This is a genomic window from Oceanibacterium hippocampi, from assembly GCF_900172325.1.
GTDB classification, from domain to species: domain Bacteria; phylum Pseudomonadota; class Alphaproteobacteria; order Sneathiellales; family Sneathiellaceae; genus Oceanibacterium; species Oceanibacterium hippocampi.
The window spans coordinates 530,875-551,026 of the sequence record NZ_FWFR01000002.1 but is presented as its reverse complement, the minus strand read 5'-3'; the positions used below and the strand labels follow the sequence as shown (position 1 = coordinate 551,026).

The 20,152-nt window shown below is 66.3% G+C and carries 14 protein-coding genes; 6 read left to right on the top strand and 8 right to left on the bottom strand.

Annotated elements, in window-relative coordinates:
• Positions 1-26 precede the first annotated feature (26 nt).
• From OCH7691_RS13510 to OCH7691_RS13485, 6 genes are read right to left on the bottom strand one after another with little or no spacing between them, the layout of a single operon-like run.
• Positions 27-1,070 (bottom strand): aldo/keto reductase, encoded by a 1,044-nt coding sequence (locus tag OCH7691_RS13510; RefSeq protein WP_085884058.1) that lies wholly within the window; start codon positions 1,068-1,070, stop codon positions 27-29.
• Complete coding sequence (locus OCH7691_RS13505) at positions 1,067-2,137, bottom strand: aldo/keto reductase (protein WP_085884056.1); 1,071 nt, start codon at positions 2,135-2,137, stop codon at positions 1,067-1,069. Before OCH7691_RS13505 ends, OCH7691_RS13510 begins: the two co-directional genes overlap by 4 nt.
• A complete protein-coding gene (locus OCH7691_RS13500; RefSeq protein ID WP_085884054.1) occupies positions 2,134-3,702 on the bottom strand; it encodes an alkaline phosphatase family protein in 1,569 nt (522 codons plus the stop codon). Before OCH7691_RS13500 ends, OCH7691_RS13505 begins: the two co-directional genes overlap by 4 nt.
• Before the next feature lie 12 nt (positions 3,703-3,714).
• The gene (locus OCH7691_RS13495) at positions 3,715-4,806 is read right to left on the bottom strand and encodes a glycosyltransferase family 4 protein (RefSeq protein WP_176245052.1); all 1,092 of its coding nucleotides are present in this window, start codon (positions 4,804-4,806) and stop codon (positions 3,715-3,717) included.
• A 5-nt stretch (positions 4,807-4,811) separates the two neighbouring features.
• Complete coding sequence (locus tag OCH7691_RS13490; RefSeq protein WP_085884051.1) at positions 4,812-5,798, bottom strand: lysylphosphatidylglycerol synthase transmembrane domain-containing protein; 987 nt, start codon at positions 5,796-5,798, stop codon at positions 4,812-4,814.
• On the bottom strand, positions 5,795-6,940 hold the full coding sequence (locus OCH7691_RS13485; RefSeq protein ID WP_085884050.1) for a glycosyltransferase family 4 protein: 1,146 nt from the start codon (positions 6,938-6,940) through the stop codon (positions 5,795-5,797). Before OCH7691_RS13485 ends, OCH7691_RS13490 begins: the two co-directional genes overlap by 4 nt.
• Before the next feature lie 231 nt (positions 6,941-7,171).
• Between OCH7691_RS13485 and OCH7691_RS13480 the strand changes: the two genes are divergently transcribed.
• Together OCH7691_RS13480 and OCH7691_RS13475 are read left to right on the top strand one after the other, a co-directional pair.
• Positions 7,172-7,867, top strand: coding sequence for a pirin family protein (locus tag OCH7691_RS13480; protein WP_085884049.1), 696 nt, complete (start codon positions 7,172-7,174; stop codon positions 7,865-7,867).
• A 59-nt stretch (positions 7,868-7,926) separates the two neighbouring features.
• A complete protein-coding gene (locus tag OCH7691_RS13475; protein ID WP_085884048.1) occupies positions 7,927-8,403 on the top strand; it encodes a DoxX family protein in 477 nt (158 codons plus the stop codon).
• A 113-nt stretch (positions 8,404-8,516) separates the two neighbouring features.
• Here OCH7691_RS13475 and OCH7691_RS13470 read toward each other — a convergent pair whose 3' ends face one another.
• Both OCH7691_RS13470 and OCH7691_RS13465 read right to left on the bottom strand, forming a co-directional pair.
• The gene (locus tag OCH7691_RS13470) at positions 8,517-9,665 is read right to left on the bottom strand and encodes an acyl-CoA dehydrogenase family protein (RefSeq protein WP_085884046.1); all 1,149 of its coding nucleotides are present in this window, start codon (positions 9,663-9,665) and stop codon (positions 8,517-8,519) included.
• 23 nt (positions 9,666-9,688) lie between these two features.
• Positions 9,689-11,992 (bottom strand): NADP-dependent malic enzyme, encoded by a 2,304-nt coding sequence (locus OCH7691_RS13465; RefSeq protein ID WP_085884045.1) that lies wholly within the window; start codon positions 11,990-11,992, stop codon positions 9,689-9,691.
• A 318-nt stretch (positions 11,993-12,310) separates the two neighbouring features.
• Between OCH7691_RS13465 and OCH7691_RS13460 the strand changes: the two genes are divergently transcribed.
• From OCH7691_RS13460 to OCH7691_RS13445, 4 genes are all read left to right on the top strand, one after another.
• Entirely contained in the window at positions 12,311-13,273 is a 963-nt protein-coding gene (locus OCH7691_RS13460) for a TAXI family TRAP transporter solute-binding subunit (RefSeq protein WP_085884044.1), read from the top strand.
• Positions 13,274-13,436: 163 nt separating this feature from the next.
• The gene (locus OCH7691_RS13455) at positions 13,437-16,220 is read left to right on the top strand and encodes a TRAP transporter permease (RefSeq protein ID WP_085884042.1); all 2,784 of its coding nucleotides are present in this window, start codon (positions 13,437-13,439) and stop codon (positions 16,218-16,220) included.
• A 137-nt stretch (positions 16,221-16,357) separates the two neighbouring features.
• Positions 16,358-17,344, top strand: a complete 987-nt coding sequence (locus OCH7691_RS13450; RefSeq protein WP_085884041.1) for a carbon-nitrogen hydrolase family protein — start codon at positions 16,358-16,360, stop codon at positions 17,342-17,344.
• A 31-nt stretch (positions 17,345-17,375) separates the two neighbouring features.
• Positions 17,376-20,150, top strand: coding sequence for an aminotransferase class I/II-fold pyridoxal phosphate-dependent enzyme (locus OCH7691_RS13445; RefSeq protein ID WP_085884040.1), 2,775 nt, complete (start codon positions 17,376-17,378; stop codon positions 20,148-20,150).
• Positions 20,151-20,152: the final 2 nt, after the last annotated feature.

The following is a 20,152-nucleotide window of genomic DNA, read 5'->3' as shown; positions in this document are numbered from 1 at the left end:
CGACGCTCGCCCGAAGCTGGGCGCGCCTACGTTGCGATCGCTTGCCCGGGCGGGCGGAGCGAGCATTTCGCCATCGGTGCCAGACGTTCGACCTCGGCGAGGTCTGTCGCACTCAGGGGCGGGCTGGCAAGGACGCCCAGGTTCTCGCGCAGTTCCGCCTCGCTCCTGACCGCGAACAGACAGGTCGAGATGCCGTCGAGGTCGAGCGCGTAACGAAGCGCGGTTTGCGCCATGCTGCGATCGGCGCGGGCGAGTACCCGCAGGCTCTTGCCGCAGTCGGCACGTTCGCGCAGGCGGTCCCGCGTGCTGTGCGAGGTTTCGTGCCCCATTACCTCGCCATCGGCCGAGGTCAGGAAGCCCTGGGCGAGCGGCGACCGGCCGATGACCCCGATCCTCCGCTCGATCGCGACCGGAAGGAAAGTGGCTGACCCGTCCCGATCCAGCAGGCTGATCGCGAACTGGACGGCATCAAGCCCGGGCAGGTCGGCCGCCCGGCCGAGCCCGTCCGGGAACACCACGGTCAGGCCGGCGGCACGGATCTTCCCTTCCTCCTTGAGGCGGGACATGACATCGAACAGGTCGTCGCGCGCCATCGCGCTCTCGGTGACATTGTAGAACTGATAGAGATCGACATGATCCGTGCCGAGCCGCCGCAGGCTGCCCTCGAGGTGCCGCCGGATGTCGTCGGGCCGATAGGAATAGCTCTGCTGGCTATCGCGCATCAGGTTGAGTTCCCGGCGCACGCGCTTGAGGAGAGCCCGGGCCGGCACCAGTGCCGGTCGAAGCTTCATCGCCAGGGCCCCCAGGCGGCTCAGCGTCATGCCGCCCTTGGTCGCGATGACGACCTTGTCGCGACGGGCGGCCAGGCTCCGGCCGAACACCCGCTCGCTGTTGCCGTGGCCATAGCCGGGCGAGGTGTCGAAGAAGGTCACGCCGGCGTCGAACGCGATATCGACGATCCGCCGCATCGCCGTTTCGTCACGGAAGTGGAGCCCGCCGCCGAAGGTCGAGCCGCCGAGGGCCAGCGCCGAGACCTCGATGCCGGTGCTGCCGAGCGGGCGATAGATCACGTTTGCCGCCCGGTGTTGCCGGCCGGTCCGGGCGCGGCCTCCGCCGGAGTCGCATCGGCCGCCGGCGGCAGCGGCGCGATCCGCTCGGCCGCGCGGATCTCGTCCTGGCTGAGCGGGGCGCCGTCGAGCGCCTTCAGATCCGCCGCGAGCTGCTCCCGGTTGACGACCGAAAAGAGCACCGTCGAGACCCCTGCCACCTGCAGCGCGTACCGGAGCGCGAATTCCGCGACGCTTCGGCCGTTGCCGACAAGTGCTCGGGCCTCCTCCGCCTGGGCGCGCCGGGCAGCGATCTGCTGCGCGCTGATGTGCGAGGATTCGGTTGCCTTGATATGACCGGTCGTATCGGTCAGGAAGCCGGATGCGAGTGGCGAACGGCCGATCACCGCGACGCCGCTTTCCATGGCGAGCGGCAGGAAGCGCTGCACGGCAACCTGTTCGAGGAAGTTCACCGGAACCTGGATGCAGTCCATGGCCTGGTGCCGCAAGCCCGCGAAGGCGGTGTCGATCTTGACCACGGTTGCACCGCCGAAGCGGATTTTGCCCTCCGCCTTGAAGCGTTCCATGACGTCGAAGGCATCGTCTCGGGCGAACAGGCTCTCGCTCGCGTTGTAGTACTGGTAGACGTCCACATAGTCGCTTTTCAGGCGCCGCAACGTACCCTCCAGCGAGGTCCGGACATCCTCGGGCCGGAATGTGTATCGCTTGTGCCTGTCGCGGAATATCCCGATTGCGCGACGATGGCGCTGCAGGAGGCCCTTGGCCGGGGCCATCAGCGGCCGGATCTTCAGCAGAAACTTGCCGAGCGCGGTCATCCGGATGCCGCCCTTGCTGGCGATGACAACGCGATCCCGGCATGTGCCGAATGCCTGGCCGAGCAGTTCCTCGTGCAGGCCGTTGCCGTAGCTCTCCCCGGTGTCGAAATAGTTTATGCCGGCGTCGTGCGCGGCCTGCAGCACCGCAAGCGCTTCGCGGTCGTCGCGGTAGAAGATGCCGCCGCCGAGCGGCGAGGTGCCGAGCGCGAGTTCGGAGACCGAAATCCCGGTGTTCCCGAAAGGCCGCTGTTTCATGGAATTCTCCGATCGTCGGTCGCGACCGCAGGGGCAGGTCGCGGATGCAGGATCTCGTGCAGCACGCGGCCTTCCAGCTCTGGCGGCGGCGTTATGCCGAGACAGTGCAGCCAGGTCGGCGCCAGGTCGATCAGCCGCCCGCCGTCGAGCGTCGCGCCGGGCGCGATCATCGGGCCTGCGGCAAAGAACGTCGCGGCCGGTCGATGGCTGCCGCTGGTTGGCCAGGCCATGCCTTCCCGCCAGCGGGTCCCGAAGACCTGGTCTGACCGCCTGACACTCTCGTTCGGCATGTATTCACCCCCGCGCCAATGGACCAGCAGATCGGGCGCCCGATCGAGTTCAGGGCCATGCAGCACGTCCTCCCGCCTGTGAACGGAGGAGACGGCCGGCTCTCCCGTCTCGGGATCGCGAAGGGCGAGCAGCGCCGCGCCGATCTCCGCCCTCAGGCGCTCGTATTCCGCGCCGGGCGCGACGATCCCCTCCGGGTCGCGTCCCCTGAGATTGATGAAGATCTGGCCCTCCTCGCCACGGGAAAAGGCGCGGGTCCGTTGCCAGTCGATATCGGCGCCGTCAAAACGGTTCATCAGCCAGCCTTTCAGGGGGCGCAACGTGCGCAGCAGGGCCGTCCTGACGCCCACCGGCAGGCGGCTCTGCGCGAGGAAGCGAAGCCTCGCGAACAGTTCCCGCCTGCCGCCGTCGCTTTTCGCCGCCGCGGGCGTGAAGGCGAGGAACCCGGCCTGTGCCAGGAAGGCATTCACATCGACGCCGGATGCGAGCGGCCCGGCGCCGCATTCGGAGACGACAAACACCGTCGTATCGGGCCCCGACGCCTCGACGAGTCGCCCGACAAGGCGGTCGAGGCCGAGAAAGGCGCTCTTGACCACGTCACGGTAGGGGTTGTCCGGGCGCTCGTCCGTCATGTCGCCCCAGAAGTAATGCTGGGCCATCGCCGTCGCACCGACATAGCACATCGTCAGGTCGCAAGGGCGGCTGTCGACGACATGGCCCATGACGTCGACCCAGCGATCGCAGTCCCGCTCGACGAGCCAGAGATAGTCGGCCTTCTCGCGGCCGCCCGGAAAGATGCTCTTGAGCGGGTAGGGGCCCGATGTCCGGACGATTTCGTCATAGAGCGTCGGCGGTTCGGCGATCGAGCGGTGCGCGCCCGGCGCGTCCTGCCCGGCGATCATGAAGCCGGAAAGCCGTTCCGGCGGATAGGTGAAGGGCAGGTTGATCGTTCCGGCGGTGCGGCCGGCCGCCTCGGCCAGTCGCCAGACCGGCGCCGTTTTCAGCGCCGTGCCGTCGATTTCCCGAAACCGGCCGTCGGTGTCGCGCTGCATGAAATCGAACAGCCCGTGATGGCCCGGCGTGCGCCCGCTGATCAGGGTGCCCCAGAGCTGCGCGGTAACGAACGGTTCCGGCGCCTCGATCGTACCGGCGACACCGGCGCGCATCAGCCGGTCAAGATTGGGGAGGTCGCCGGAGCGGGCCCATTTCATGGCAAGCTCGGAAGAGGCTTCGCCCGAGACGATCACCAGAACCTTCTGCGCGGAACTTTCAGCCATCACTTTCCCGCTTCAGGGGCCGCCGAGGAGTTCGCGATAGATCGCCAGATGGCGATCGATGACGCGATCTTCCTCGAACCTCTCCGACACGTAGTCCCGGCCGGCCTCGCCGCGCGCGCGCCAGGCATCGCCGGTCAGCAGGGTCTTCACGCCGGCCGCGAAATCGTCTTCGCCGGCATGATAGCCGAATTTGCTCGCGACCCCGGACGGATCGACGAAACTCAACAGCGCGCAGCCGTGCGCCATCGCTTCCAGGAAGGATGTCGGCAAGCCTTCCCGCGCGGCGGTGTTGACGAAGATCCACGCCTTCGCAAAGAGCGCTTCGAGACGCCCGGTTTCGAACTGGTCGATGAATCCGGTGAGTTCGAGATTGGGCAGGTTGCCGTACCGGGCCCGCAACGCGGCGTCCCATCCGGCATCCTGGCTGGCGCCGGCGGCAATGAACTGCACCTCCGGGAAGACTTTCGCGAGTTCGAAGAACAGCTGTGGCCGTTTCCGCCGGTCCCAGCGGGCGACGAACAGCACGGTCGGCTGTTCCGCCTTCGTGGGCAGCCGTTGCGGGATGCGGATCGGCGAACCGAGAAACTCGATCGGCCCGACGCTGGCGAACCGGCGGTTGAGCGCGTCGATCCCGTGCGGCGCGCAGGCAAACAGGCGATCGGCGTGCCGGATCGCCCGGCCGACAAGCGGGTTGCGCTCGAACATCCAGGCGGCAAGGGTCTTCAGTCGGCTTCGGGACGGGTGGCGGAGTTCGATCAGCCAGTCGGCGAGAAACTTGGGATCGCGAAAGGTGATGACGTGCCGCCGGTCCGGCATCGCATGCTGGGCAAGATAGGAGGCGAGCGAGGCTTCCTGCGAGTGATAGATGTCGGCATCGCAGTCGCGGAAGAGGGCGGCGGCGCGCCAGGGGGCATTCGGCGGATAGGCGAGCACGCGGACACCGTCGACCTCTTCGACGGGCCCCTGTCCCGGCCGCTGCGGCACGACGGCGGTCACCTCGATACCTCTCTCGACCAGCTTCCTGCCGATGAAACGGGCCGAGCGGCCGAAGCCGCCGTATTTGCCCCAGGCGAAGAACTCGACGCAGATCAGGCAGACCTTCACCGCGGTTACTCGGACCTGTCCGGGACGGCGCTGTTGCGCTCCCGGGCAAGATCGCAAACCAGCAGGAGGCCGCCCGCGGCGCTGACCACCACCAGCCGGAGGAAGAGCGTGAGGGAAAAGGCGACCGCCTCGACCGCGCCGATGCCATAGGCGCCGAGCAGGACGATCAGCGTACCCTCGCGGACGCCGAGGCCGGCGAAGGTCAGCGGCAACAGGCCGACGATCGCGACCGCGCTTCTCACCCAGGCGAGGTCGACGATGGCAAGATCGAGGCCGACGGCATGCGAGAAGAGGGCGTAGGAGCCGATGCCGACGGTGTGGCCCAGCAGCGCATAGCTCCAGATCCACGCGCGCCAGCCGATCGGCAGATCGTGAAAGGCGCGGGAACTGTCGGCGAGCTTGTCGAAGATCCGGGCGAACAGCGGCAGCCGGACGAGCCCGATCCTTTCGGCAAGCGCCCTGGACAGGACGAGGAAGCGTTCGTTGAGGATCGCCATCTGGGCGATGACGATGGCCGCGAAAAGCGCGGCGAAAGTAAGCCGGATGGCGTCGCCGCCGGGGATGTCGCCGATCATCAGGCTGGCGGCGAAGCCGATTGCGACCAGCGAAGAGACCTCGTTCAGTCGGTCATAGACGATCCCGACAAGGGCGTTCGCGCCGCCCGTGCCGCGTCGCTTCAGGAGGTACCATTTCGCCGCCCCGCCGGCCAGATGGCCGGGCAGGAAGAAGGAGAAATAGGCGGTCCGGAGATTGATGGCGAAAATGCTGGCGACCGACGCGTGAAAATCGAATCGCCGCAGGATCAGCCGCAGGCGGGCGGCGGCGAAAAGGCGCATGGCGAATACGACGACGATCCCGGCCACGAGCGGGAGGGGATCGAGCCCGATCAGGCTCCGGCCGAGTTCGTCGAGCGGGATCTGAGTCAGGATAAGGGCGAGGAGACCGAGCCCCACGGCAATCTTGAGACCCGGGATGGCCAGCAGGCGGCTCATCGCGACAAGGCGGCGGACGGCGGACGATCGGGCGACGCCCGGCGAAAGGCATCGACATACTGCACCGCCACATGGGACCAGGTGAAATTCTGTTGCAGGCGAAGCCGGCCCGCCTCGCCGAGCCTGGCGCGCAAGGCCTTGTCGGTCGTCAGGCGGACAAGCGCCGCGCGCAGCCCGTCGACATCGCCCGGTTCGACGAGAAGGGCGGTGTCGCCGGTCACATCGGCACAACCTGTGCCCTTTGTCGTCACGATCGCCGTCCCGCTCGCCATCGCTTCGAGCAGGGAGACCGGGAAATTCTCCGCCGTCGACGGCAATGCGAACACCGAGGAGGTCTCGAAGAGAGCCTTCAGGTCGGGACTGTCGTTGTCGAGCCACCCGCGGAACCGGATCGGCGCCTTCGACGCGCGGGCCTGCTTCTCCAGCGCCTGGCGATTGGGCCCGTCACCGACGATATCGAGTTCGTAGGGCGTGTCGAGTCCGGCGAAGGCTTCGATCAGGTCCTGGATGCCCTTGCGCCTGAAGAGCCGTGAAACGGCAAGAATGCGCGGGACACGTTCGGACGACGGCTTGAACCGGGCCGGATCGAATCCGTTGGGTATGATCACGGTCCTTGCCTTCGGGCGTCGCGAAACGATGAGTCGTCGAAGCGTCGGCGAGGGGCAGACGATCAGGTCGGCGCGGTCGACGACCCAGTTCCACAGCGGCGCCAGCACCGCGTGCAGGAGGCGGAAGCGTTCCGGGTTGTAGCCCGGCACATCCGATCCGTGCGCGGTCAGGACGATCGGGATGTCCGACCAACGCTTCATCAGGGGTATGAGCACGCCATCGGGAAAGATGAAGTGACAATTGCAGACGTCATAGGAACGTTCCCGCAGGAGGCGCCGCAGCGTGGGGATGACCGAGATCGCGTAGGCGGCAAGCTCCAGGGGCGACGTGCGGTCGGCCCGGCCGCGGATCGTCCTGACCCTGTGGACGATGGCGCCCGCGATGGTTTCCTTCGGCGGGAGATCCTTCCAGCCCGACGTGAGAATGTCGACTTCGTGGCCATCCAGCACGAGCTGTCGCGACAGGCCCGCGACGACTTTCGCGCCCCCTCCACCAAGCGGCGGGAACTCGTAGCAAAGGATCAGAACCCTCAATTCGACCTCGCCTCCTCGGACGGACGCTCGTTAAAGGGTATGCGCTGTCCTATACGAAAGTGTAAAGCCCGCATCATTCCGGCGGTCGCGATATTCCCTCGCTTGTCCGATTGTACATCGAGAGGAGACAGTGTGGTGCTATCTTGCGTGATTGTCCGCATTAGGCTTTTCCCCACCTATTGCCCATGGAACGACCGGCGGGTCAATCGCCGGCAGGCAAGGAGACGGACAATGATCGCAAAAAGAAGCGCGGCGGAACGCGGAGTCGAGCGTCTGGACTGGCTGCACTCGAAGCACAGCTTCTCGTTCGGTCGCTATTTCGATCCGCAGCACATGGGGCATGGCCCGCTTCGCGTGATCAACGAGGACAAGGTCGTCCCCGGCGCCGGGTTCGGCGAGCATGGCCACCGCGACATGGAGATCATCTCCTTTGTCCTCAACGGCGCGCTTGCCCATCGCGACACGCTGGGCAGCGGCTCGGTCATCCGGCGCGGCCAGATCCAGCGCATGAGCGCGGGCACCGGGATTCGCCATAGCGAGTTCAATGCCTCCGAAACCGAGGCGGTTCACTTCCTGCAGATCTGGATCGAGCCGGAACGGAAGGGTCTCGCACCGGGCTACGAGGAGAAGGCGGTCGATCTCGACACGCCCGGAATCCGGCTGATTGGCAGCCGGGACGGGCGGGACGGATCGGTCACCATCCATCGCGACGCGGATCTCTACGTGGTTCGTCCCGAACCGGGAAAGGCGCTGCGTCATTCGTTGCGACCCGGCCGGATCGCCTGGGTGCAGTCGACGGCGGGGCAGATGCTGGTCAACGGGACCCGGCTGGCCGCTGGCGACGGTGCGGCGATCGACGATCTCGACAGCCTCGAATTCGTGGCGAACGACAATGCCGAGGCCCTGCTTTTCGACATGGCGGCCTGAGCGCCGTCCCGACATGCATTCGCGGGCTGCCCGCGCAACCGAACAGAAGGAGATTGATCATGAATAGTCGTACTGCCGACCTGTCCGCCCCCCGCCCGATCGTGCCGGTCCTGGCGCCGCTCTGGCAGGGCCTGGCGCCGCTCGCGCCACTCCTCGTCCGCGTTGTCACCGGCGCGCTGCTGATCCCGCACGGCGCCCAGAAGCTGTTCGGCTGGTTCGGCGGTTACGGTCTCGAAGGGACCGGGCAGTATTTCGCCTCGATCGGTTTCGAGCCCGGAATCGTCTTCGCCGCACTCGTCGGCCTGCTGGAATTCTTCGGCGGGATCGCGCTGATCCTGGGCCTCCTGACCCGCCCGGTGGCGGCGGCGGTGGTCGTCTTCATGGCGGTCGCCTTCACGATCCACCTGCCGAACGGCTATGCGTGGAACAGTGCCGGCTTCGAGATGCCGCTGTTCTGGGGCCTGATGGCGCTGGCCGTGCTGTTCCAGGGCGGCGGACGTTTTTCGCTGGACCGGGTGATCGGCCGCGAGGTCTGACGCGTAGAACGATGTAGTGAGTAGCGCAGGACGCGTAGTCTGTCGCGACGGAAGGCCGGTGTCTCCCCTCTGACACCGGCCTTTTTCGTGCCCGGCAGGGCGCTACGCCGCAATCAGATCCGCTTGGCGATTTCCTCGAGCATCACCTCGGTGGCGCCGCCGCCGATCGCCTGCACCCGGGCATCGCGGACCATGCGTTCGATTGCGGCCTCGCGCATGTAGCCGAAGCCGCCATGGAACTGCTGGCAGTCGTACATCACCCGGTTGACCAGTTCGCCGCAGAGCGCCTTGACCATCGAGACCTCCTTGACGCAGTCCTGGCCCCGGGCATCGAGCCAGGCGGCGTGATAGACGAGTTGCCGGGCCGCCGCGACCTCGGCCTGGCGAAGCGCCAGGCGCTGGCGGATTGCCTGCTTGTCCCATAGCGGGGCGCCGAAGGCACGGCGCTCGCGCACGTAGGCGAGCGTCATCTCGAGCGCCTTGTCGGCCTCGCCGAGGGCCTGGGCGCCGAGCACGGTGCGCTCGTTCTGGAAATTCTGCATGACCGCATAGAAGCCGCGATTCTCCGCGCCGAGAATGTTCGCCTTCGGCACCCGGCAGCCCTCGAAGACGAGCTCGGCGGTGTCCGAACTGCGCCAGCCCATCTTGTCGAGCGCGCGGCCGACGCGGAAACCCGCCATGCCCTTCTCGACGATGAAGATTGTGATGCCGCGCGATCCGCGGGCGTCCGGATCCGTGCGGGCGGCGACGAAATAGAGGTCCGCGTGGACGCCGTTGGTGATGAACATCTTGGTCCCGTCGATCACCCAGTCGTCGCCATCCGGGCGGGCCCGCGTGCGCATGCCGGCGACATCCGAACCGGCGTCGGGCTCGGTGATCGCGACCGCGGTGATCGCCTTCCCGGCGACGATGTCGGGCATGTAGCGGGCGAGCTGTTCGGCAATGCCCGCATTGGCGAGGTGGGGCGAGGCCATATCGGTATGGACGAGCACGGTGATCGCGAAGCCGCCGAAGGAGGAGCGTCCGAGTTCCTCCGCCAGCACGACCGAGGCGAGTGTGTCGAGGCCGGACCCGCCATGGGACTCCGGATGGCGGATCCCGAGAAAGCCGAGTTCGCCCATCCGCCGCAGGACGGCGCGGGGCACCATGCCGTCCTTCTCCCATGTCTCGCCGTGCGGCAGCACCTCGCGTTGGACGAAGCGGCGGAGCTGCTGGCGCAGCATGTCGTGGGTCTCGTTGAAATAGAGGCTCGGCTGGGTCATGGCGTTCGCGGGGTGTCGATGGCTCAGGCCTCGGCGACGACCGGTGAGGTGCCCTGCTGCGCCTCGACGACGGCCAGCGCCGTCATGTTGACGACGCCGCGCGCGGTCACCGACGGGGTCAGGATATGGGCCGGCTTGGCGGCGCCGATGAGGATCGGCCCGACCGGTAGCGCGCCGCCGAGCGATTTCAGCAGCTGGTACGAGATATTGGCGGCGTCGAGGTTCGGCATGATCAGGATGTTGGCCTCGCCGGTCAGCTGCGAGAGCGGGAAGGAGCGGGCGCGATAGGCCTCGTCGAAGGCCGCATCGCCGTGCATCTCGCCCTCGACCTCCAGGTCCGGCGCGGCGGCGCGGATGCGCGCGGCGGCTTCCCGCATCTTGATCGCCGTCGGCGTGTTGGCGCTGCCGAAGGCGGAATGGGAGAGCAGCGCGATCTTCGGCACGATCCCGAAGCGCTTGACCTGGCCGGCCGCGAGGATCGCCGTCTCGGCCAGTTCCTCGACGCTCGGGTCGAAGCTGACATAGGTATCGGCGATGAAGAGCGCGCCACGGTCGAGGATGATCAGGCTGAGCGTCGAGAAGTCCCGCACCCCGGAGGCGAGGCCGAGCACCGTGCGGATGTGGTCGAGGTGGCGGTCGAAGCGCCCTTCGAGGCCGCAGATCATGGCGTCCGCGTCGCCCCGCTGAAGGGCCAGCGCGGCGATCACGGTCGGCCGCGTGCGGACGATGGTACGCGCCCTGTCGGCGGTCACGCCGTTGCGCCAGGAGCTTTCCAGGTAGGTGTCGACATAGTCGCGATAGCGCGGATCGCTTTCCGGATTGACGACCTCGAAATCGTTGCCCGGACGGATCGACAGGCCGAAGCGGTCGATGCGGGCCTGGACGACCTCGGGACGGCCGATGAGGATCGGCCGCGCGATGCCTTCCTCGAGGGCGACCTGCGCGGCGCGCAGCACGCGCTCGTCCTCGCCCTCGGCATAGACGACCCGCTGCGGCGCGGTCTTTGCCTGGGCGAAGATCGGCTTCATGATCAGGCCGGAGCGATAGACGAAGCGGTTCAGGCGGTCCCGGTAGGCGTCGAAATCCTCGATCGGCCGGGTCGCGACGCCGCTTTCCATGGCCGCGCGGGCGACCGCCGGGGCAATTTCCAGGATCAGGCGCGGCTCGAACGGAGAGGGAATCAGGGATTCCCGGCCGAACAGCTTGGCGTCGCCGCCGTAGGCCTTGGCCGCGATATCGGACGGCGCCGCGTGGGCAAGTGCCGCGATGGCGCGGACGGCGGCGTGCTTCATCGCCTCGTTGATCGCCGTCGCGCCGACATCGAGGGCGCCCCGGAACATGTAGGGGAAGCAGAGCACGTTGTTGACCTGGTTGGGAAAATCCGATCGGCCGGTGCAGATCATCACGTCGGGGCGGGTCACGCGGGCAAGGTCCGGCATGATTTCCGGGACCGGGTTGGCGAGCGCCAGGACGAGCGGGTTGGGCGCCATCGTCTGCAGCATTTCCGGTTTCAGGACACCGCCGGCGGAAAGCCCGAGAAAGACATCGGCGTCCGGGATGACGTCGGCCAGCACGCGGGCGTCGGTGGCCTGCGCGAAGGCGGCCTTCCAGCGGTCCATGAGTATCTCGCGGCCCTCGTAGACGACGCCCTCGATATCGGTGACGTAGATATTCTCCCGCTTCGCGCCGAGCGAGATCAGCAGGTTGAGGCAGGCGAGCGCCGCCGCGCCGGCGCCGGAGGCGACGATCTTCGCCTCGGAGAGCTTCTTGCCGGCGACGTCCATCCCGTTCAGGACGGCCGCGGCGACGATGATCGCGGTGCCGTGCTGGTCGTCATGGAAGACCGGGATCTTCATGCGCTTCTTCAGCCGGTCCTCGATCTCGAAGCATTCCGGCGCCTTGATGTCCTCCAGGTTGATCCCGCCGAAGGTCGGTTCGAGGGTCGCGACGACGTTGCAGAACAGGTCGACGTCCTGACAGTCGACCTCGATATCGAAGACGTCGATGGCGGCGAATTTCTTGAACAGGACCGCCTTGCCCTCCATCACCGGCTTGGCGGCCAGCGGCCCGATATTGCCGAGCCCGAGGACGGCGGTGCCGTTCGATATCACCGCGACCAGGTTGCCGCGCGCGGTCATGCGGGCGGCCTGGGCGGGGTCGTCCACGATGGCGTCGCAGGCGGCCGCGACCCCCGGGGAATAGGCGAGCGCCAGATCGCGCTGATTGCCGAGCGGCTTGGTCGGGACGACCTCGATTTTCCCGGGCCGGGGCTCGGCGTGATAGAAAAGCGCGCCCGCACGCAGGTCGTCAGAAATATTGCTCGGCATCTCTCTCAATCTCCGCTCGGGACGCGACAGGCTGGATACGTTACGCGAAAGCCGCCGGGAGAACCATTGCCGCGGCGCAACTATCGCGACTCCCAATGACCGCCATCGGGGCGCTCGCAACATTACCTTTGATAGTGCTATGCTGATTGGCAATACAGCCATGCGGACAGGTAAGGCAATTGCCGCGATGTCGCATGGGAACCGGGAAACGGCAAGTGCAGCCGCGTCCCGTTCCGGGTTCCGGCCCGCGAAATGCGACGATCTTCCGTCGATCGGCGGAAGGCGTCGGAGACACGACTATGAAGGGAGACTTGCAAAATGCGATTCATTACTGGTGCGGCGCTCGCCGCGGTATTCTTCGCCGGGGCGACCGGTGCGATGGCGGAGGAGAAATTCGTCACCGTCGGCACGGGTGGGCAGACGGGGGTCTACTACGTCGTGGGTCAGTCCATCTGCAAGCTGGTGAATCGCGGACAGTCCAAGCACAACATCAAGTGCACGGCCCCGTCGACCGGCGGCTCGGTGGCCAATCTCAACGCCATTCGCGCCGGTGACATGGACATGGGCGTGGCCCAGTCCGACTGGCAGTATCACGCCTACCACGGCACCTCGAAATTCGAGGAGCAGGGCGCCAATCCGGACCTGCGCGCGGTCTTTTCGGTTCATCCGGAGCCGTTCACGGTCGTCGCCCGCGCCGACGCCGGCATCAACACGTTCGACGATCTGAAGGGCAAGCGCGTCAATGTCGGCAATCCCGGCTCCGGGCAGCGCGGCACCATGGAAGTGCTGATGGGGGCCATGGGCTGGACGATGGATGATTTCGCGCTCGCTTCCGAGCTGAAGTCGGCCGAGCAGTCCCAGGCGCTGTGCGACAACAAGGTCGACGCGATCATCTTCACCGTCGGCCATCCGAACGGCTCGATCCAGGAAGCGACCACGTCCTGCGACGCCAAGGTGATCCCGGTGACCGGCGCCGCCGTCGACAAGCTGATCGGCGACAATGCCTATTACGCCTCCGCGACCATTCCGGGCGGCATGTACAAGGGCACCGACGCGGACGTCCAGACCTTCGGCGTCGGCGCGACCTTCGTGTCCTCGACCAAGACCGACGACGAGACGATCTACCAGATCGTCAAGGCCGTGTTCGACAATTTCGATCGCTTCAAGGGCCTGCATCCGGCTTTCGCCAATCTCGATCCGGCGAAGATGATCACCAACAACCTGTCGGCGCCGCTGCACCCTGGTGCGGCCCGTTACTACAAGGAAAAGGGCTGGATGTAAGTCCGGACCATGCATGACCGATCCGGGCCGGCCGTCGGAAGACCCGGCCGGCCCGCGATCGCGGATCCGGTACATCGAACAAGACCGGCGGACGCCCGGTGACATTCTCAGGTCCGGCGCGAGCCGGCCGGGATGACGCCGCCGGCATCGGGGAGGCGCGTCAATGACAAGAAAAGACCAACAGCAGGCATCTCGGGTCGAACAGGAAGGCGCCGGACACGGCGGTCTGAGCCAGGCAGAGATCGACGAACTGGTCGCATCCTCCGATACCGGCGGGCGCTCGCCGGACGGTTTCGCCGCGAAGGCGATACTGGGCCTGGCACTCGCCTGGTCGCTGTTCCAGCTCTGGTTCGCCTCGCCGCTGCCCTTCATCTTCGACTTCGGCGTCTTCAACGACACCCAGGCACGGTCGATCCATCTCGCCTTCGCGGTGACGCTCGCCTTCCTCGCCTACCCGGCGGCGCGCTCGGTGTTCCAGCTGATCCTCGGCATCGGCGTGCCGGTCCTGCTCGGCATCCTGTTCTGGATCGGCGGGGAAGGGACGATGCCGGTCTGGATCCCGGCACTGATCGTCGGCGCCGTCGCGGTGTCGATCGTCCTCGGCTCGCCGAAGAACCGGATTCCCGCCTGGGAATGGGGTCTCGCACTGGTCGGCGCCTTCTGTGCGCTTTACCTGTTCATCTTCTACCGGGATCTTTCGGGTCGTCCCGGCGCGCCGATCTTCCAGGATCTGGTCGTCGGCATGATCGGCATAATCCTGCTGCTCGAGGCAACGCGGCGTTCGCTCGGCCCGGCGCTGATGATCGTCGCCTCGGTGTTCCTGGTCTACACCTTCCTCGGCCCCTACATGCCGTCGATCATCGCCCACAAGGGCAACTCGCTGAACGAGGTCATCAACCATCACTGGGTGACGACCGAGGGCGTGTTCGGCATCGCGCTCGGCGTCTCGACCAGCTTCGTCTTCCTGTTCGTGCTGTTCGGTGCCTTGCTCGACAAGGCGGGGGCCGGCAACTACTTCATCCAGGTCGCCTTCTCGCTGATGGGCCACATGCGCGGCGGGCCGGCCAAGGCCGCCGTCGTCTCATCGGCGATGACCGGGCTGATTTCCGGCTCCTCGATCGCCAACGTGGTGACCACCGGCACCTTCACCATTCCGCTGATGAAACGGGTCGGCTTCTCCGCCGAGAAGGCGGGCGCGGTCGAGGTGGCCTCCTCGGTGAACGGCCAGATCATGCCGCCGGTGATGGGCGCTGCCGCCTTCCTGATGGTCGAGTATGTCGGCATTTCCTATTTCGAGGTCGTCAAGCACGCCTTTGTCCCGGCCCTGATTTCCTATATCGCGCTCGTCTATATCGTCCATCTGGAGGCGATGAAGGCGGGCATGGAAGGCCTGCCGCGGCCGGTCGAGCCGAAGCCCTGGGTCGTACGGGTCGTCGGCTTCCTGTTCGGCGTGCTGGTCCTCTGCGCCGTTTCCTTCGCGGTCTATTACGGCATGGGCTGGATGCGGCCCGCCTTCGGCGAGGCGGCGAGCTGGATCGTCTTCGCGCTCCTCGTCGCGGTCTATGTCGGGCTCGTCGCTTTCAGTTCGCGCTACCCGGAACTTCATCTCGAGGATCCGAACGCGCCCGTCCAGAAGCTGCCGCTGCCCGGCCCGACGGTGAAGTCCGGGCTGCATTTCCTGCTGCCGGTCGTCGTCCTCGTGTGGGCGCTGATGATCGACCGGCTGTCGCCCGGCCTGTCGGCCTTCTGGGCCTCGGCCTTCATGATCTTCATCCTGCTGACCCAGCGCCCGCTCTTCGCGTTCTTCCGGAAGGAGGGCGATCTGGGTGGCCAGATCAAGCGCGGCAGCGTCGAACTGATCGAGGGCCTGATCGCCGGCGCGCGCAACATGATCGGCATCGGCATCGCCACGGCGACCGCCGGCATCATCGTCGGCGCGGTCAGCCAGACCGGCGTCGGTTCGGCGCTGGCCGAGGTGGTCGAGGTGATCTCCGGCGGGAACCTGATGGCGATCCTGTTCCTGACCGCCATCCTCTCGCTGATCCTCGGGATGGGGCTGCCGACGACGGCCAACTATATCGTGGTATCGGCCCTGCTGGCCCCGGTCATCGTCACGCTCGGCCAGCAGAACGGCCTGATCGTTCCCCTGATCGCGGTCCATCTCTTCGTTTTCTACTTCGGCATCATGGCCGACGTGACGCCACCGGTCGGACTCGCCTCGTTCGCGGCGGCGGCGGTCTCGGGCGGTGATCCGATCAAGACCGGCGGGATCGCGTTCTTCTACAGCCTGCGCACGGCGGCGCTGCCGTTCCTGTTCATCTTCAACACCGACCTCCTGCTGATCAATGTCGGCTGGATCGGCGGCTTCGGGATCTTCATCGTCGCCACGATCGCGATGCTGCTCTTCGCGGCGGCGACCCAGGGCTGGTTCCTGGCCCGCAACCGCTACTGGGAATCGGCGGCGCTGCTGCTCATCGCCTTCACCCTGTTCCGGCCGGGCTTCTGGATGGACATGATCTATCCGCCGTTCGCGGAACGGGCGCCGGGCGAGATCGTCGAGGCGGCGGCCGCGGCGCCGGAGGGCGAGCCGTTCCGGATCCGGGTCGCCGGGCTCAACGATATCGGCGATCCGATCGAGTTCGTCGCCCAGCTTCATCTCGGTCCGGGGACCGACGGAACCGAGCGGCTCAAGAACGACGGGATAACCCTTCGCGAGGAGGACGGGAAGATCTTCATCGACGATGTCGCCTTCGATTCCGATGCCCAGGCGGCCGGGCTCGACTGGGACCAGGAAGTCCTGAAGGTCCTGCAGCCGATCTCGCAGCCCTCCAAGTACCTGATGTTCATCCCGGCGGTCCTTGTGCTGCTCCTGATCGTCTTCATTCAGCGTCGGCGTGTCGCCGCCGGCGCGACGCGACCGGTCGGGGCCGGCGCGGGTCAAGGCTGACGGTCGCTGCGTGAAGACCGTGCCCTTTCGTCCGGCGACATGACGACGTCGGCGGAAGGGCGGTTTTCACCGGTGCGCCGGTCGGACGTTCTGTCAACAGCGGCCGGGTGGATTGCTGCCCGGCATCGGGAGTAGAGATGGTTCCCTTCGCGATTGCCGGTATCCAGATGCAAGTCGACGCGGCGCGTCCGAACGTCGAAGCGATGATCCACAAGATCAATGTCTGCATGGCGCGCTTTCCCTGGGTGCAGATGATCATTTTCAGCGAACTCGCCCCCTTCGGGCCGCTGCATCATCATGCACAGAGCTTCCCGCCGCCGGCCGAGCAGAGCTTCGCCGAGGCCGCCGCGCGGCACGGGATCTGGCTCATCCCCGGATCGATCTTCGAGCGGACGGCCGACGGCCGGGTCTACAACACTGCCTCGGTGATCGATCCGCAAGGGACGGTGGTCGCCCGTTATCGCAAGATGTTCCCGTTCCTGCCCTATGAGGCGGGCGTTTCCGGCGGCACCGAGTTCTGCGTCTTCGATGTGCCCGGTGTGGGCCGCTTCGGGCTCTCGAACTGCTACGACATGTGGTTCCCGGAAACCACCCGGACGCTCACCTCAATGGGGGCGGAGGTGCTGCTCCGCATCGTCCTGACCGGAACCACGGACCGCGAGGTCGAGCTTGCCATGGCCCAGGCGACGGCGGCGCAGTTCCAGTGCTTCGTTTTCGACATCAACGGCCTAGGCGCCGGCGGCGTCGGCCGCTCGCGGGTTGTCGACCCGTCCGGGCAGGTACTCTACCAGGCCGGCGAGGGCGAGGAGATCATCCCGCTGGAGATCGACCTCGAGCGGGTTCGCCGGCAGCGGGAGACCGGCGCCAACGGCCTCGGCCAGGTGCTGAAGAGTTTCCGCGACCGGGCGGTGGATTTTCCCGTCTACCGGCGCGATTCCGGCGTTGACGGCTATCTCGGGACGCTCGGGCCGCTGACGATGCCGGCGCGCGGGTCGCGCGACGGCCTTGCCGTGGAACCGGTTGCCCCGGTCGCACCACCTGCGCCGGTCGCCAATACCAATTCTGAAGTCGCCGCCGTGCCGGCGGACCTGCGCGTACCCGGAGTTCAAGTCGAAGTTACCTGACGGCCCACGCAATCCGGAGGAACGAGACGTCGTGAACGACAGCCCCATTGTCCGAAGCGGACATTCGATCGCCGAATATTACAGCGCGGTTCAGGTGCGGACGGATCGCTGGAGCGATCTCCGCGAAACGGCGCAGAGGATCAGCCGGGAACGTTCGGATATCCGGCGAAGCGATCTCGTCGCCAAGGCCGTCGCGCTGCTCGATTCGCTGGAACCGATCGAGATCTACTGGGCCTTCCCCGGGGCCGAGGGCTTCACCGTGTTGCGCGACCTGTTGCACCGGGGACGTTACGATGATTTCGCCTTCGGCACCCGGCGCATCTCGCGGGCTTTGCAAAGCGGGGCCTATCGCCGTCGCACCATACCGCTGCACGAGGAAAGCCAGGACGACGACAGCGAGCCTGACAGCCTCGAGGCGCGCGCCCATGCGAAGCCCTATTTCGAGGTCCTCATCGTCGATCTCCTGACCGCCGCGCAGGAACATGCGCTGCACAGGAGCCTCGACGACATGCGCCGGCACGAGGATCCGTTCGTCTATCGCGCGGTGGTCGTGCCGAGCCTCGAGGACGCTCTGATCGCGGTGATGTTCAACCACAACATCCAGTCCGTCGTGGTCCGCCATGGGTTCGACCTCCGATCGCGCAATGAACTCAAGGTGTTGAAGCGCTATCTTTCGGAAGTGGGCGAAATCCAGATCGACGATATACCGATGCAGGATCTCGGCCCGGCACTCTGCCGCATGATCAGCCGGGTGCGGCCCGAACTGGACCTGTTCCTCGTCACCGACCGCTCGGTCGAGGATATTGCCGGCCGCGACCTGGGCAGCTGCCGCCGGGTCTTCTACAACCAAGAAGACTTCAACGAACTGCATCTGAATATCCTGCGCGGCGTCGCGGCGCGTTACGAGACGCCGTTCTTCAGCGCGCTGAAGGCCTATTCCCGGCAGCCGACCGGCGTCTTCCACGCGCTTCCGATCAGCCGCGGGAAGTCGATCACCCGGTCCCACTGGATCCAGGACATGGGCGAATTCTACGGCGCCAACATCTTCCACGCCGAGACCTCGGCAACCTCGGGCGGGCTCGACTCGCTGCTCGAGCCGCATGGCCCGATCAAGAAGGCGCAGGAGCTCGCGACGCGGGCCTTCGGTTCGAAGAAGACGGTTTTCGCGACCAACGGCACCTCGACCTGCAACAAGATCGTCGTCCAGGCCCTGGTGCGGCCGGGCGACATCATCCTGGTCGATCGCGACTGCCACAAGTCGCACCATTACGGGATGGTGCTGGCCGGCGCCCATGTGGTCTATCTCGACAGCTATCCGCTCCAGCCCTACTCGATGTACGGCGCGGTGCCGCTGAAGGAGATCAAGCGCCGGCTGCTCGAACTGAAGCGCGCCGGCAAGCTCGACCGGGTGCGGATGCTGCTGCTGACCAACTGCACCTTCGACGGCATCGTCTACAACGTCGAGCGGGTCATGGAGGAGTGCCTGGCGATCAAGCCGGACCTCGTCTTCCTCTGGGACGAGGCGTGGTTCGCCTTCGCCCGCTTCGGCCCGACCTACCGGCAGCGCACGGCGATGTACTGCGCCGACCTGTTGCGTGACCGTTTCCGCGATCCGGACTACCGGGCCCGCTGCGCGGCCCAGGCCAAGACCCTGAAGGACGCCGACGACGAGACCCTGCTGGCAACCCGGCTGCTGCCGGATCCCGACCGGACGCGGGTCCGGGTCTATGCCACCCAGTCGACCCACAAGACCCTGACCTCGCTCCGGCAGGGGTCGATGATCCACATCCACGACCAGAACTTCCGGGGCGAGGTGGAGGAGGCCTTTCACGAGGCCTACATGACGCATACCTCGACCTCGCCGAACTACCAGATCATCGCCTCCCTCGATGTCGGTCGGCGGCAGGTGGAACTGGAAGGCTTCGAGTTCGTCCAGAAGCAGATCGAAGCCGCCATGGCGATGCGCCGGAGCATCTCGACCAACCCGCTTTTATGCAAGTATTTCAAGGTTCTCACGGTCGCCGATCTGATCCCGTCTGAATACAGGGAGAGCGGCATCAAGTCCTATTTCGACCCGGAGCATGGCTGGAACGACGCCTGGGACGCCTGGGCCCAGGACGAGTTCACCCTCGATGCCTCGCGGATCACGCTGGCCGTCGGCGCGACGGGCTTCGACGGCGACACCTTCAAGAACAAGACGCTGATGGACCGGTTCGGTATCCAGGTCAACAAGACCTCGCGCAATACCGTGCTTTTCATGACCAATATCGGCACCACCCGCTCGTCGGTGGCCTATCTGATCGAGGTTCTGGTCGAGGTCGCCCGGGAGATCGACGACCAGATCGAGGATGCCAGCCCGACCGAGCGCAAGGTGTTCGAGCGGCGTGTCCGTTCGCTCAACGAGGATCTGCCGCCGCTGCCCGATTTCTCGCGCTTCCACGAGGCGTTCCGTGCCCGCGACGGCTCGGACACGCCCGAGGGCGATCTTCGCGAGGCCTTCTTTCTCGCCTACGACGACGGCAATTGCGAACATCTCTCGCTCGACGACGGCAGCCTCGACGCGGCCATGGAATCGGGCAGGGAGGTCGTTTCGACCGCCTTCATCATCCCCTATCCGCCGGGTTTCCCGATCCTCGTTCCGGGCCAGGTTATCAGCGCCGAGATCCTGCGCTTCATGCGGGCTCTGGACGTCAAGGAAATCCACGGCTACCGGCCTGAACTCGGGCTCCGCGTCTTCACCGAGGAGGCCCTGAAGAAGCTTTTGAGCCGCCGCTCCGCCGCGGGCAAACGCAAGGCCGCGGGCTGAAC

Excerpts from the sequence above, each read along its gene's own strand:
- OCH7691_RS13500 (WP_085884054.1), bottom strand. The coding sequence starts at position 3,702 with ATGGCTGAAAGTTCCGCGCAGAAGGTTCTGGTGATCGTCTCGGGCGAA.
- OCH7691_RS13450 (WP_085884041.1), top strand. The coding sequence starts at position 16,358 with ATGGTTCCCTTCGCGATTGCCGGTATCCAGATGCAAGTCGACGCGGCG.
- OCH7691_RS13475 (WP_085884048.1), top strand. The coding sequence starts at position 7,927 with ATGAATAGTCGTACTGCCGACCTGTCCGCCCCCCGCCCGATCGTGCCG.
- OCH7691_RS13490 (WP_085884051.1), bottom strand. The coding sequence starts at position 5,798 with ATGAGCCGCCTGCTGGCCATCCCGGGTCTCAAGATTGCCGTGGGGCTC.
- OCH7691_RS13465 (WP_085884045.1), bottom strand. The coding sequence starts at position 11,992 with ATGCCGAGCAATATTTCTGACGACCTGCGTGCGGGCGCGCTTTTCTAT.
- OCH7691_RS13480 (WP_085884049.1), top strand. The coding sequence starts at position 7,172 with ATGATCGCAAAAAGAAGCGCGGCGGAACGCGGAGTCGAGCGTCTGGAC.
- OCH7691_RS13455 (WP_085884042.1), top strand. The coding sequence starts at position 13,437 with ATGACAAGAAAAGACCAACAGCAGGCATCTCGGGTCGAACAGGAAGGC.
- OCH7691_RS13505 (WP_085884056.1), bottom strand. The coding sequence starts at position 2,137 with ATGAAACAGCGGCCTTTCGGGAACACCGGGATTTCGGTCTCCGAACTC.
- OCH7691_RS13470 (WP_085884046.1), bottom strand. The coding sequence starts at position 9,665 with ATGACCCAGCCGAGCCTCTATTTCAACGAGACCCACGACATGCTGCGC.
- OCH7691_RS13460 (WP_085884044.1), top strand. The coding sequence starts at position 12,311 with ATGCGATTCATTACTGGTGCGGCGCTCGCCGCGGTATTCTTCGCCGGG.